This window comes from Magnetospirillum sp. 15-1, from assembly GCF_900184795.1.
Taxonomy (GTDB): domain Bacteria; phylum Pseudomonadota; class Alphaproteobacteria; order Rhodospirillales; family Magnetospirillaceae; genus Phaeospirillum.
In genome coordinates this window covers 127,755-141,404 of record NZ_FXXN01000027.1, presented here as the reverse complement: position 1 = coordinate 141,404, position 13,650 = coordinate 127,755, and the positions used below count along the sequence as shown (strand labels likewise).

Below are 13,650 nucleotides of genomic sequence, written 5' to 3'. Positions count from 1 at the left end.
CGAGAGTGTCCCCGGTCGGTATAGGTGCCGACCGGGGATTGTGGGCGAGGATCAGGTTGCCGCCTTGGCGGTGCTGGCCTCGACCATTTCGTCGAACATCTCGGCGAAGTCCGAGCAGCGGCTGCCGCTGCGCAGGAAGGTCGGCAGCAGAACTTCTGCGTAACTGCCCTCGTGTTCGCCGCTCATCCGCAGCATCTTGGTAAAGACACCGACCTTGATGTTGCCATCGGGCAGCACCGTCTTGATCGCCCGATAGGCAGACGGGATGTCCTTCGAGTGGAAGGTGTAGACCTCCTCGAACTCGTTTTCGGCGATGGCAGCCTCGAAGCGATGTTCAGCCACGGTAGCGTCGCGGTCATCGCGAAGCGTCCAGGCCGACGCCGAGACGCAGCAGCTCATGCGATTGCCTTCCTCCCCGGCATTGACCGCCTGTGCGATGGCCGGGCGCTTGCTGTCGCCCTTCCCTATACCGAGAGTCTTCGTGATCCACGGCTCGATGCGGGCATCGACGAGAATTTCAGCCTGTTGCATCCACCCTTGGCGATTGCGCAGGCGCACCGATTTTGGGCTGGTCATTTTGTAGGTTGTCTTGACCACATCATCGCCCTTGGTCGGGCGCTCCCCGACACTGGGCAGCCGCTTGTGCCAGTCGAATTCTCCATTTTGAGGAACCTCTCCATAAGCTTTTTCGGCGGCCAGCCGCCCATGAATAGCAATCACGAAGGAAGTGGTGTCCTTTTGGACAATCGGCTGGACAAAGCGGTATTCAGCCCCATAGTGGCGCAACTCCGCGATGCCCCGCAGCTTGCCCATGAGCGTCTGGTCGAGCCAGTAGGTGCCGTGCGGGAGCAGACTGGAACGACGCAAGTGCAGATGGGCGACGCAACTCGTCGCATTGCCCTGGGTGGCCCACAGTTCGGTGCCATCGTCGTTGATGACAATCTTGACCTGCAACTTGCCAGCCCCGGCAACCTTGGCGAAAGAGAGGAGGCGGAGCAGTTCTTCGATCTGGGTCGTAGGCGGCAGCGATCCCGCCCTGTCCAGAACGAAGCTCTTGAGAAGGCTTTCGGCCTGTTCGCCGTTGACGGGGCCGAGGACGCGCATGGTCCCATCTTCGGCATGGTGGATCGCCACCAATGCCGTGGTGTTGACCAGTTGGCTGCGCGTGGGCAGATCGGTTCCTGCCTTGCTGATCATGACTGCCAACGCCTTGTCGTAGGCGGTGGTGTCCTCCTCCTCCTCACTCCGTCCGTTCTTGATACGAGTCCAACGGGCACATGTGGCATCCAGGCCGGTGCGGCCCTGCGTGTCCTGCCCTTCCGTGAGCAACACCTCGATATCGGTGCGCTCAAGGTGGTCGGCCAAATCGAGGACAGAGCAGATTTTGCTGACCTTCGTTCGCCAACGGGGCTTTGCCTTTTCGTCCATCCGCACCTCGGAACCGATCTTCGGGCAGATGAGCGCCTGAACGATGGGCGTGTAAGGACTCGCTTTAAGGGGCGGCTCGAACGGAATGCCACGGGCCTCGATCAGCCCCTGAAACTCGTCGGTTCCTTTGTACTTTCGACTGTAGGCGTGAATTTCTCCGATCATTCCATAGAGGATGGCGGTGGAAGTCTCGGTCGCGGACACGGCCTTGCCTTCGGTCTCAACGGCCTTCTGGATGGTGTCGTTAAGGCGGTCGGTGTCGGCATGAAAGCCGGAAGGTGCGACGGCGTTGGTGGTCCGCGCGGGAGGCTCGGACGCGACGGCAGGCAAGATGGTCTCGGGCGCGGCAGCGGCCACGGCGGTATCGGAAGCGATGGCGGGCGCAGCGGCATTGGTATCGATGTGAGTAGACATGACTGATCCTCCTCCGTTGAGGTCTGTGGTGGTTCGGGTGTTGAGGGTTGGTGATTAGTCGAGATTGATCCGCGACAGAGCGGCATCGGGACGAGTGCTGCGGAAAGCTTCGACGATCTGCCCAACAAGGCTTTGCTTGATGGCGAGAATTTTCCCACTTTCCTCGTAGACGTAGCGGATGAACGAGCAAAGGCTAATGAAGTTGATCACCGCATAGCCGAGCGGGCTGAGGCGCCCCTTATCGCTAGCACAATCGATCAGTCGCCCCACGGCAATGAGAGGCGTGCCGGTGAGATGCCGACCGACTTCACCGATCCCGAACATCTCGGCTGTCGCCACGAGACGGCGGATGTCCGATCCACACATGTCGTGCAGGTCGCCGAGGTTATCCTCGATCATAAGGCCGAAGCGATGCGGCCCATCGCTTTCGAGGAATGATGAGTTGGGCACCGGAATTTCGCTGATATCAACCCTCTTCACACGTTGTCCGGCAGCCGTCTTCTCCTCCTTTTCCATTTTGACGAAGTACTGCCCCGCCTGCCCAACCAAAAAGAACGGAGACGAGCAGTCTGTGCTGATCCGGAACTGAGGGTCACCAAGCACGATCTGCATGGCTCGCTGAATGGCGGTCATTGACGCGAACCGCTTCGGCGATCCAACGCCGAGGACATGCACGTAGTTATTGCTCCCGGACAGCATGCCATCAACGTACATGCGCAGGAACAGGCGCAGCAGGATATTGGTAGGAACGCTCTTGCTCTTATCGCGCAAACCACCGATGGCCCAACCTTCACAGGCGCGATCTCCCCAACGGTTGGTGTCGTTGTACGGCGCGAGCGTTCGGTACCATTCAAGGGCTTCGGGCAGGGGGTCGGGGCTGGCCGGAACCTGGGCCGTGTTCAGCAGGCGACGCCTCAGAGTGCGATTCTCGACCTCCCACTCGATATTGGACTTGGTTCTCTGGAGGCACTCAGCGAGGCTGGAAATGCCGGTCTTGCTCTCGTTCTTGGCGGCCTTGGGCGGTACGTCCATGCCGATCAAGATTTCGCTGACGTTCTCCTGCCAGCCGAGAATCTCCTCTCGGTTCCGGTGATACTCCTGAATGTCGAGGCCGCCCTCGATCACCTGATAGCCCCCCGAATCTGACATGACCTTTGAAAAAGGACTCCGGTTCCAGATGATCCCCGCCTCAAGCTTGGACTTGGCGATGTCGAGGCTGCCGTTGCCCGCGCTGAGAAGGCCATAGTCGTAGCGGCACAGCCCCTGCTCGCTGAGCGGACTGAGCACATCAAAGGACGGGATGCCTGCCCGCGCCAAACCATCCAGTACCGAGGGATCGTTGGCGTAAGAGGTGAACGTCCGCTGATAGGCGGGGATTAAAAGGGCGTTGTTCTCTGCCAGGGGATTGAGATCTTCCGGCACCATGGGCCTGGTGCCATTTAACGTAGAGATAGACACGGTGGCCTCCTTCCGTTGTGGTCACAAGATTTCCTGTTATTGACAGGATCTGCCGCAAGGAGGCATCGTACTGGTGCGAATTTGACGAGCGCCCCCTGCGAACAGAAAGGAGGCTACCGCATTGTGTAACACATGGCAACCGAGAAGTTACACATTGATAGATTCTGCGCGGCCATTTTGGTCGATGTCGGCTCAGGATTGCAGCGCGGGTCGGATGGAGGTTCTGCCAAAATAAAGGCACATCTATATGTTATAACTTGTTTATTTCGTAAATTGCGCTATACGTCGCTGGCCCGGAGGCGGTCCGTGACATGCAAGCACAACATGACTGCCTTGAAATTTTGCACCTCAAGACCCGCAATCAAGATTGACTGGATTGACGATGAGCGACGAAGCCGTAGGCGATAAAGGCACCGGCGAGGATGGCAAGGGCTTCCCCGTAGCTTGGCGAGGGCAGGAGCGCATGCGCCACATGCATAACCCGCCCGATCTCCGCGACCTCGGCACAAGAGAGCTCCGCTTTCAGACGACGGGGGTGATCGGCGCCCTTACCCAAGGCGATTGGCTGAGGATTTCCCACTATGGAACCAAGATCGGCGGCATCATTCGGCTGGATGACCTGGAATTTCTGACCAGAATTGGGGATGCCGCGACGGTGGACGACCTTATGGCCGCGCTGGTCGAATGGAAGCGGTGCGGTCCGACAGCCCCCCTTGTCGGCGCGCTTAACACGCTAAAGGCTGAGGCAAAAGCTGGTGGCGCTGTCGGCTATGTCCGCCGCCTGGGTGACTTTGAGCACTGTCAACCGTCCCCCAGCGAAGTAGCTGCCCCAAGGTCCGTCGAGTTTGGCGATGCCGAGCTTCCCTCTGGGCAATTCGCCCTCGCCGGATCGGCTGACGGGCGCACATTCTTGCATGGGTTTATTGAACGTGCCGACCTGAACGCAAAATTCCTGCTGGAATTGCCCAATGGCGAGACAATCTCGGATTTCGACGAGGACGGTGCCACGCTGAACCTGCGTCGGACTCCGCTATCGTCACCCATTTGCCTGCACGACATCCGGGTACGAAAGCAATAGGAGTGTTTCGTCTCGAAACAGAGCCGCTTATTGCTTCAATCGCGCCAGTACCCGTTGAACCTGGACCGCCTGCCAGCGACCGCCCCTGGCCGTCGGAACACCCCATTCGTTCAGTTTGGCCGCAATGCCGTTGGCGCTGGTGATGCCCTGGGCCTGGAGTTGGCCAACTGTCCGGGAGAGATCGGCGGCACGGCCATTCGCCGCCTTCACGGCGATCAGTCTGCCAACCACGGCTCCTCTGGCACGACCCTCGGCGGTCAGGTTTCCGGGAGAGCCTAGCTTGACCCCTCTGGCCTTGGCGGCGGACAAGGCCGCCTTGGTGCGCTGGCTGATCAATCCGGCTTCCAGTTCGGCGACGGCGGCCATTTGGGTCAGCAGAAACCGGCCTGTTGGTCCGGAGGGGACGTGGGGCAGATCGCAGAACACCACGTCGGCACCGCTGTCGATGAGTTGAAGGAGGAACTTTGCGTTTCGCGCCAATCGATCCAGCTTCGCCACAACGAGGGTGGCCCGGTGAAGGCGACAAGCCGACAGCGCGGCCTCAAGCTGCGGGCGGTCATGCCGTCTCCCGCTCTCCACCTCGACGACTTCCGCGACCAGTTCCCATTGACCGCCGTTGAGGTAATTCGCGACCGCTTCACGTTGGGCGTCCAGCCCCAGGCCGGATTTGCCCTGCCTATCGGTTGACACGCGCAAATAGCTGACGAAACGCCCTGCGGCCATTGCCTTACAATCCCTTCAACGCTCGTTAAAGCAAATGTAATGCAGGCCATTTTATTGATCTACGAAATGAAAATGATCGTAGTCTGAGGGGCTGATGGCAGGGAAATTCCAGCATCCGTTGGCTGCCGTGGGACGTGGGGGAGCAACGGCGGGCTATAGCCCTTCCATCCGTACCGGGTATACTCACGACTGATTGGCTTCAAAGGCAGTTTTCCATGGTTGTCGAGTTCTCCCCGGAAGAGGCCACCCTTATCGGCATCGAGGTCCACAAGGCCGGTAACTGGCAGATGGCCGAAGCCATCTATTCCCGTGTTCTGAAGGTTGCGCCCGACAACATTGATGCTCAGCATTTTCTCGGCGTCGTCGCCATTCAGATCGAGAAGTGGGATGCAGCGGTGGAATGGATCGGCAAGGCTTTGTCGGCACGTCCCGACGATCCCGCCATCATCAGCCACTACGCGGCGGCGCTCAACGGACTGGAGCGCCATGACGAGGCCGAGTTTTACGCCCGCCGTGCCGTTGCCATGCGCCCAGAGATGGGCACGGCGTTCATCAACCTCGGCAATGCCCTACGCGGTCAAGCCCGGTTGGCGGAAGCGCGGGATGCCTACCAGATGGGGCTGCGGTATGAACCAGGCCATGCCGATTGCCGCGCCAACTATGCACTGACGCTTCGGGCCTTGGGCGACCGGGAGGGCTGGTACAGGGAAATTGCCCAGGCAGCGAGGGAGAATCCCGGCAATGCCGATACTCGTCTTCTGTCGGGCGAAGCGTATCTCGAACGTGGTGATTTTCTCCCCGGTTGGGACATTTACGAATGCCGCTATGACCTTCCCCGTACCCGGCAACTCAAGAGGCAGTTCGTCCAGCCGCAATGGAATGGCGAGGACATCACCGGACGCACGATCCTGGTCCACGACGAGCAAGGGTTCGGCGACACCTTCCAATTCATGCGCTTTCTCCCCTTGGTCAAGAGCCGGGGGGCACGGGTGGTCTTCCAGGTCCATTCCGATCTGCGCGGCTTGGCGATGCGAGCCGCCGGATGGGATACCTTGATCACGCGGGAGGAGGCGCCGCCGCCGTTCGACCTCCACTGCCCATTGCTGTCGCTGCCTCGGGCACTCAAGACCACCATCGACACCATTCCGGCAGATGTTCCTTACCTCACCCCGCGCGATGACCGCCTCAAGCATTGGCGCAAGCAGGTCTCATCCCTGGCCAAGGGGCAGCGCACGGTCGGCCTGATTTGGGCGGGGCGGCCCGACTTCCCCGGTGAACGGTGGCGCTCTCCTGGCCTGGAGGCGCTGTTACCGCTGTTCGACGTTCCGGGCATCCGTTTCGTGGTGTTGCAGATGGGACCGGCCCGCAAGGAGATGGAGAGAACGGCCCTGCCGCCGTCCGTGGTCGATGTGGCGGAAGGCATCAAGGATTTCGAGGATACCGCCGCCATCATGTCCAGCCTCGATCTGGTCATAAGCTCCTGCACCGGCCCGGCTCATCTGGCCGGGGCCTTGGGGCGACCGCTATGGATGATGCTGAGCGCCAATACCGACTGGCGATGGCTGGTGGACCGTCCCGACTCGCCTTGGTATCCCACCGCCCGTCTATTCCGGCAACCAAGCCTGGGGGATTGGGCGCCACTGGTGTCGGAACTTCGTCAAGCCCTCATCGACTGGAACAAATAGCGTCAGGGCCGTGCCCGGCACTCCACCGGCATTTTGAGGAGGTCTGGCCAACGCTCGGACCAGCCATCGGCATGGGTGGCTCCCTCCACCGTCACTACCTGAATGCAGGCGGGATTGGCCGCCCGCTTGGCATAATCACGGGCAATGACGGAAGGCACGACGGTATCAAGACTGCCTGAGAAGTGGAGCTGGGGGATGGTCGATGCGGCTCCAGCCACATCAATGGGATTGAGCGACCCGCGCATCGGTGAAACCCCGTGATGGGCATTGACCGCCTCATGGTCGAGGTTTCCCGCTACGGTACGCAGTGAGGCCACGTCCTTGCGTCGGGCGGCAATCAACGTTGCCACAGCGCCACCGCCGGAATAGCCCACCAGATGAACGGTATCGGCGGACGCGCCGCGCTTGATTTGCTCGACGGCGGCGTTCATGGATGCAACCACCTCCTCCGAAAAACGGCGGTCGGTCCAATAGACCTCGGTGCAGCGGGGGTTGAACCTCGGCTCGGTATATTGGCAGGGGCGAGCAAGGTAGGCGACATTGGCGGAACGGTCGTGACTGGCAAGGTCCAGCGCGACGGGATTGCGTGGCGTCGGGTCCGGCGATACTCGGTTGCGGTCCAGCCAAGCCAGACCATCGCCTTCAATATAGATGGTGACGGGCCGTCCGGGAGTGGCGAGGCGGGAATAGGTCGTCAGGGTAAATGGATCGGTCTTGACCAACGACCGTTGCAGCCCACCTCGAACCGCCAGGGTGTCGGCGGCTCCTTGACGGTCAAAGGTGGCGCATGAGGTCACGCTCGCCAGCAAGGACGCCAGGATGATCAAGCGCAATGCACTGTCCATCCTGGCCCCGACCGTTAGAATTCCTGACGCAGGTTCAGCGACAGCTTGTGACCGACAAACTGGTCCCGCAACTCGGCGTCATAATTGGCGACAAGGCTGAGGTCGTCCTTGTTCACCATGGTGGCGCCAATACCAACGACAAAGGTCTCGGCAGCGGGCTTTACCCCGGTGGTGGTGAAGCTGGAACCGCCTCCGGCGAAGGTCGAGATGGTATCGACCGCCTTGGCGTTGAACTCATGCAGCCACTTGGCACGGAATTCAGGGGTCAGCTTCTCGCCGCCATCCAAGGTGAAGGTCTTGGAGGCTTTGGCACCCAGCATGGAGCGATAGGAATTGTGGTCCTGGCTGTTCACCCTCAATCCAGCGCCATTGGAGCTGCTTTCGGTGTAGCCGTCCTGGGTCAGGTAGGAATACTGCGCTCCCACCACCGGGGTCAGTACCGCACCGGCAACGGCGATGGGATAGCCACCATCAATCGCCGCCGTGTACTGGTAACCGTTGTGGTCAGAGGTCGCCCGGTCGCTGAACCCGGTGAAGCTCTGATAGCGAGTGGCATTGTACTGATGCAGGCCGACCGAGGCGGACCCATTCACATACCACGGAGAGCCGGTGTAGGTGGCGTATAGGCTGCCCTGATAGCTGTCGATGCTGGTCCGGTCCTGACGGTTGTTGCCCTTGCCGTCCACGGCGCTGCGGGCATAGCCGAAGGCGACACCGACCCGAGTTGCCGGGGTGACGGCGAAATCAACGCCCCCCGCCAGACCGCCGGTGGCGATGGAATAGCCGTCGATGTCTTGGCGTTTGCCCTGGTCGCCGACGCCGCCGAAGCCTTCGGCCCAGACGCCCATGCCCCTCAGGGTCTCGCCCGAATTGATGCCGGTGCCGCCGTTGGCCGCCTGCCGCACCGCGTCGGAGCGGTTGCCGATGGTGGTCAATACGCCGCCGGTGACTGCTTGGGCTGCCTGCGCCATACCGCCATTGGCGGCAGGTCGCAATTGGTCGCCTGCCTTGGGCAATTCCGACGACGAAAGGCTTTGCACGGCCGAGGCCAGGGTGGCGGGAGCGCCGGTTGTCGACAGGGCATTGATGGCCCCGGCACTGGCCGATGATACTCCGGCGATGCTGGTGGCATTTGCGATGCTTGCCGTCAGGTAGATATCCTTGTCGCCGATGCTGGAGGCGCCATAGGCGTCGGTCACCGCCCCGGTAGCCTTGGTGGCGGTCCAGGAGATCAGGCCCGAGTTGGAAACGGAGATGGTGCCGGTGGTGGTGGTGGTGCCTGCGGCGTTCTGGTTGACCACCAGGAACTTATCGCCGCTCTTGACGCTATAGCCCGATACCGTCGGCACGATAGTCAAGGTCTGGCCCGCATTGGTCCAGGTCACCGCATTGGTGCTGAGATCAAGGGCGCCGGTGGCGCTGGCCCCGATGGTGGTTTTCAGCGTGCCGGAGCCGGTCATGCTGAAACCACCGGCGGTCTGGGTGGCGTTGTTGATCTTGGCGGCATAGATGCCCAGGTCCAAGGTCCCGCCGTTCATGACCAGACCGGTATTGGTGGCAAAATCCTTGCTGGCCGTCATGGTCACCGTGCCGCCCGTCAGGGTGATGGCACCGGTGGAATAGATGTTGTGCCCGACCGAGATGGCACCGTTGGTCACCGTGACCGTCTTGGCAGTCTTGTTGGTAACGCCGAAATCACCCCCAGTGGTGAAGCTATCACTCGACGCACTGCCGAAGACGATGTCGGTCTTGTTGGTGTTTGCAAAGGTCGTTGCACCGGTGAGGGTGCCGCCAGTAATGGTCAGTGAAGAGGTCAGGGCTCCATACATCTTCAGTGCGGCACTGGCACCACTATCGCCACTGGAGAGGAGACCGCCAGAGAGAACGACTACATCCGATGTCGGACTTGAAGTTGATAGATCGATGCCAGCTCCAGTGCCGCTGCCAATGACGGTGCCACCAGAGATTGAAATGGTTATGCTGTTAAAGGAACTTCTGGCGCTATATATCCCTGAGTTATTTCCGGCCCTTGCCATAATGGTTCCAGATGAATTTGTTATTATTGCCGGGGCAGATGTTGGCGATCCTGAGTTTTCGAGATAAATACCATGCCCACCCGACGTCCCGCCGCGAATAGTGCCGCCAGCATTGGAAATACTCAGCGCCTTAGTTGTCAGCGAATTCCCATTATCTGTTTCCGCTACATCAATACCACTTCCCGTCCCTGCTCCGGATATTAACCCTGAATTTGTTATCGTTAGGCGGTCAGCCCCACTTGGACTGAATGGTGTGTATTCTACACCAGAACCATTCCCGCCAGTTGATACTATCGATGATGAATTTATGATATTAATGATAAAGGAGGCTGCCCCGCCAGTTCCGCCGGTAACGTAAATTCCGGACCCATTACTAGAGCTAAGAACGCCTGTGTTTACAATTGAAATGGTTGCATTTGATCCGCCAATTCCCAGTCCAGAAGCTCCTGTTGATTGGTTGGTAACGCTGTTTGTAATCGTCCAGGTTTGCCCGGCGCCATTTCCAGACGTGGACGCTGCATCTCCGGCCTCCGTATGCGCTGTCAAGTCAGTTACGGCTGCGGCGCCGGAAAGGTCAATCGACTGCGTCGCGGCCGAAGCGGTGCCGGAGGATAGCGCAACCATCACCGCCAAGGAGGATGCTGTTGAAAGCAGCAGCCTCCGAGACCCACTCTCAGTGCGAATGCCCGTAGATGTCGTCGCCACCATGTCCGTCTTGCCCCCTGGCATCAATTCACCACACCAACGACGCTACGACCTGCGGCAGTCTCCCCTCATCCGCGAGCCAACAACGCCAAATGCATGCACGTAAGTATCACAACCCTGAGGAGCCAACAAGGGCGGGGGCTTACGCTGGGCAACCTGCCTCATCCGGGAAAATCCGGGGGAAATAGCCCAAACCTCTGTTGCGTTATAATGAACGCCTAGATTAGTCAGGCAATAATAGAGATCGTCAAAGTCGCAGCCGCAAATACAATTCCAGAGGCCAACAAGATGCAACACCCGGAACCCTTCCCCTCGCTACCCTCAATAATCTTCTTAATTTTCTTTGTCTCTTCGTTATCGTCATAAACCCTTGTTACATCGACGAGTTCACACCCGTAATGAGCTAGCGCATCTCTGAGAGCTTGCCTCCAGTTGCCGTTTGATATGGGGAAGATTTCCCCTTCCAAGGAAATATTGCTTCCAGTGTCCTTGAGGACGCAGTGCGCCTTCTCCTCCCTAAGGACACCCGTTTTGCCTTTATAGGTGAAGGTCAGCCAGAGCTCATTGTTCGCCATTGCCCGATCCCCTTGCTCCACATCTCAGCCAATAGGCGGCCTCTATAGCTGGATAAAGTCACCACCAGAAGGGAGGTCGCCATCACACACCCAATCATATGTCCGCAGGCTTCCGATCAGGTCAGGGGGCGGGGGCGTTCCGACTGGCGCGAATAGATATTCGGCCCAATACGCCTCCTCGGCGAAATTTCCACCAATCATAATATCAAGCATTAGTAGCATTTCTGTGGTATCTGCGTACAATATACGAGGTTTTGCCTCTAATAATTTTTTGTAAAACTTCGGGTCGGCATATCGACGGCAGCCTTGAATTTCAGAAAGAATGCTACTTGTATTTGCTTTCTTCGTGACCGGGGTGAGGCGGATATAATTAAATCCAAGAATTCTAGCCATGGGTCGCCCCATGGTATGGCTGAGGACAAATTTATCAATATTATCGCTCGGCATCGCCTTCTTATATGCGCGGCGGTAGCCATGGTAATCTACATGGACCCAGACTTGTCGTTCTTGGAAATAGATGTTTGATGCCGGATTGTTCCAGACCCGCAGGTTACGATCTGTGGTGTCCGGTGCCCTCACGGTAACCAGCAACGCTTTTTCCGGTGACCGAGGCATAATCGGGGTAATTTCGCCGACATATTCGGTGATTGCGTTCTGATCGACAGCGACAACCGGAACCAGCAAGCTTTCTGGAATTCCCTCCCTCATGGCGCGACGTTTGGCGAATTCCTCGACTTTCAGCGACATGCCCGTTCCCCACCGGAATGAATTGCGAGAACATCCTATAGTAGAGATGTTTGGCGCGAAACAGGAATGGCAGGAGGACGGCCTCTATTTCCCTCAGAAATTCCTCGCCCGTTCGCACCGCCGCACACCTTCATCCTCGATGGCCTTGCGGTCGCTCTTGGGCAGATCGATAACGGTGCGCTGGTAGACGAGGTAGCTCTCACAGTCGGCCTCAAGGACATACTTGAAGCACAAATGGTCGGCCTCTGGGTCACCGTCGTTGTAGTCACGGATGGCATTGGTGATCAGCTTGCCGTAGCGGTCGGTGATCTGCGTGAGGGCGATGAAGGCATCCAGATCGGCTTCGGCGGTGATCTTCAGGTCGTTGTTGCGAGTCCACATATGCCAACGCAGGCGCTCGACCAGCACTTGCATCATCGGCGACAGCTTGAGGCGATGAATTTGGCAGGCATCGTTGACGGCATGGGCGGTACAAGGCGACAGCAGGAGCGCCAAGACCGCGAGGAACCGAGTGAACATGGCCCACCTCCTCGGCAGCATAGCGCGATCAGAACGGTGCCCGCAGCCGGTCTTTTACGGACGTAACTGGATTCCCGGCAGGTCGCTCCACGTTCCAGCACGGGCGCTGCCTGTAAAGCATGGCCCTCGTAGACAGCTAAATACGAGGGTCATTAACATTGCGGATAACCCCGCCTTTGAGGGCGCATTCATGTTCAACAGCTTTACCGGAGACATCAAGGACGCGGCGCGTCGCCATCTCCACACCTGGAAAACCGCGCTGGGGCTGACCACGCGCCAGGACCACGCCGCCATCGAGCAGGTCATCACCGAGGCCTACCGCGCCGCTGGGCTCACGCCGCCGCGCCGCATCGTTTGGTGCCCGTCGCCGCTGGCGATGACCTGGGTGCGGACGCTCTCCACCGAGATGTGGCAGCAGCAGGTTGGGGCGAACGTGCGGGACACGCTGATCGATGAGCCGATCCGCCGCGCATGGCCGCTGATCCAGGCTTGCATGAGCCAAGGCTTTTGCCGCGAACTGTCGGAATATCTGGAAGGCGGCCTGATCGATGCGGTCAGGGCCAAGGAGCAGGCGCTGTGGAATGCGCTGAGCGACGAATGCGCCACTTGCTTCGACACCCTGCCCCTTGGGGTCAGGGCGGCCATCACTGAGACGCTGACCGCAGAAGGGCTGCCCAGCACCGATCTCTCGGCCTTGGCCCTTCTCTATTACGGCACGGACGGCTTCGTGTGGGGGCCGGTGGAGTCCCAGGCCATCACATTGGCGTTCGTGCGCAAACGCATGAAGCTGGAGAGCGAGACCCAGGCCGTCACGCCGCTGATCTCGCTGCTGGAGCAGTCCCACACCTTCATCGCGCATGAGAACGTGTTCTGGATATCGGAGCCGCCAAGGTTCATCAGCGAGAACACCATGCACTACGGCGACGGCTGGACGGTCACCGTCAGCCCGGAATTGCAGGGCTGGTCACGGCGGCTGTCTCTGAGTTCTCTCTTCGGCGATGCCGTCTTGCCATAGGGGATCGCGATGGCCGTGCTGTATCTCGGTATCAATGGGGTTCTGCTACGCAGCAACGGCACATTGGCACCCCATGCGGGGACGTTCCTGCGCTGGGCCATCGAGCGCCACATGCCGTTCTGGCTGACCTCACGCGACCTCTCAGGCTCGCATGCCGGGATCGTGGCGGCGTTCAAGGACTGCGCTGAGCTTGAGCCCTTGTTACCGGCGGTAACGCCGCTGGCCTGGACGGGGACCAAGACCGTCGCCATCGACATGGATGCCGACTTCTACTGGATCGCTGCCAACCCGCCCCCAGCAGACCACCAAGCCCTGGATCACCACGACAAGCGCGCTCGCTGGGTTGAGGTCGATGTGAACGTGTTCCCCGATGCGCTGCTGGCCGCAATGACGGTGGTCGATGTGCTGTGTGGAGGATGATC

At 59.5% G+C, this 13,650-nt stretch carries 13 protein-coding genes; 5 read left to right on the top strand and 8 right to left on the bottom strand.

Annotation, left to right across the window (positions count from 1 at the left end):
• Positions 1–51: 51 nt before the first annotated feature.
• Both CP958_RS18845 and CP958_RS18840 read right to left on the bottom strand, forming a co-directional pair.
• Positions 52–1,842, bottom strand: a complete 1,791-nt coding sequence (locus CP958_RS18845; protein WP_096703751.1) for a hypothetical protein — start codon at positions 1,840–1,842, stop codon at positions 52–54.
• A gap of 54 nt (positions 1,843–1,896) precedes the next feature.
• Entirely contained in the window at positions 1,897–3,300 is a 1,404-nt protein-coding gene (locus CP958_RS18840) for a hypothetical protein (RefSeq protein WP_141400578.1), read from the bottom strand.
• Positions 3,301–3,682: 382 nt separating this feature from the next.
• On the opposite strand from CP958_RS18840, the gene CP958_RS18835 reads away from it, so the two are divergent.
• Positions 3,683–4,378, top strand: coding sequence for a hypothetical protein (locus CP958_RS18835; RefSeq protein ID WP_141400577.1), 696 nt, complete (start codon positions 3,683–3,685; stop codon positions 4,376–4,378).
• A gap of 27 nt (positions 4,379–4,405) precedes the next feature.
• On the opposite strand, the gene CP958_RS18830 is transcribed toward CP958_RS18835, so the two are convergent.
• A complete protein-coding gene (locus tag CP958_RS18830; protein ID WP_096703748.1) occupies positions 4,406–5,101 on the bottom strand; it encodes a recombinase family protein in 696 nt (231 codons plus the stop codon).
• A 215-nt stretch (positions 5,102–5,316) separates the two neighbouring features.
• On the opposite strand from CP958_RS18830, the gene CP958_RS18825 reads away from it, so the two are divergent.
• On the top strand, positions 5,317–6,786 hold the full coding sequence (locus tag CP958_RS18825) for a tetratricopeptide repeat protein (RefSeq protein ID WP_096703747.1): 1,470 nt from the start codon (positions 5,317–5,319) through the stop codon (positions 6,784–6,786).
• 2 nt (positions 6,787–6,788) lie between these two features.
• Here the strand turns inward: CP958_RS18825 and CP958_RS18820 are convergent, their stop codons facing one another.
• Both CP958_RS18820 and CP958_RS26495 read right to left on the bottom strand, forming a co-directional pair.
• Entirely contained in the window at positions 6,789–7,619 is an 831-nt protein-coding gene (locus tag CP958_RS18820; protein WP_242442993.1) for an alpha/beta hydrolase, read from the bottom strand.
• Between the two features lie 26 nt (positions 7,620–7,645).
• Positions 7,646–9,289, bottom strand: a complete 1,644-nt coding sequence (locus CP958_RS26495) for an autotransporter outer membrane beta-barrel domain-containing protein (RefSeq protein WP_170959035.1) — start codon at positions 9,287–9,289, stop codon at positions 7,646–7,648.
• On the opposite strand from CP958_RS26495, the gene CP958_RS26490 reads away from it, so the two are divergent.
• The gene (locus CP958_RS26490; protein WP_170959034.1) at positions 9,282–9,734 is read left to right on the top strand and encodes a hypothetical protein; all 453 of its coding nucleotides are present in this window, start codon (positions 9,282–9,284) and stop codon (positions 9,732–9,734) included. The two genes, CP958_RS26495 and CP958_RS26490, sit on opposite strands and share 8 nt — an antisense overlap.
• 865 nt (positions 9,735–10,599) lie before the next feature.
• On the opposite strand, the gene CP958_RS18810 is transcribed toward CP958_RS26490, so the two are convergent.
• The 3 genes from CP958_RS18810 to CP958_RS18805 form a co-directional block, all read right to left on the bottom strand.
• Complete coding sequence (locus CP958_RS18810; protein ID WP_096703744.1) at positions 10,600–10,947, bottom strand: hypothetical protein; 348 nt, start codon at positions 10,945–10,947, stop codon at positions 10,600–10,602.
• Positions 10,948–10,989: 42 nt separating this feature from the next.
• The gene (locus CP958_RS26025) at positions 10,990–11,694 is read right to left on the bottom strand and encodes a hypothetical protein (RefSeq protein ID WP_141400576.1); all 705 of its coding nucleotides are present in this window, start codon (positions 11,692–11,694) and stop codon (positions 10,990–10,992) included.
• A 93-nt stretch (positions 11,695–11,787) separates the two neighbouring features.
• Positions 11,788–12,213: a hypothetical protein gene (locus tag CP958_RS18805; RefSeq protein WP_096703743.1), complete on the bottom strand. Its 426-nt coding sequence runs from the start codon at positions 12,211–12,213 to the stop codon at positions 11,788–11,790.
• A 190-nt stretch (positions 12,214–12,403) separates the two neighbouring features.
• Between CP958_RS18805 and CP958_RS18800 the strand changes: the two genes are divergently transcribed.
• Together CP958_RS18800 and CP958_RS18795 are read left to right on the top strand one after the other, a co-directional pair.
• Positions 12,404–13,228: a hypothetical protein gene (locus CP958_RS18800; RefSeq protein WP_096703742.1), complete on the top strand. Its 825-nt coding sequence runs from the start codon at positions 12,404–12,406 to the stop codon at positions 13,226–13,228.
• 9 nt (positions 13,229–13,237) lie between these two features.
• Positions 13,238–13,648 (top strand): hypothetical protein, encoded by a 411-nt coding sequence (locus tag CP958_RS18795; RefSeq protein ID WP_096703741.1) that lies wholly within the window; start codon positions 13,238–13,240, stop codon positions 13,646–13,648.
• Positions 13,649–13,650: the final 2 nt, after the last annotated feature.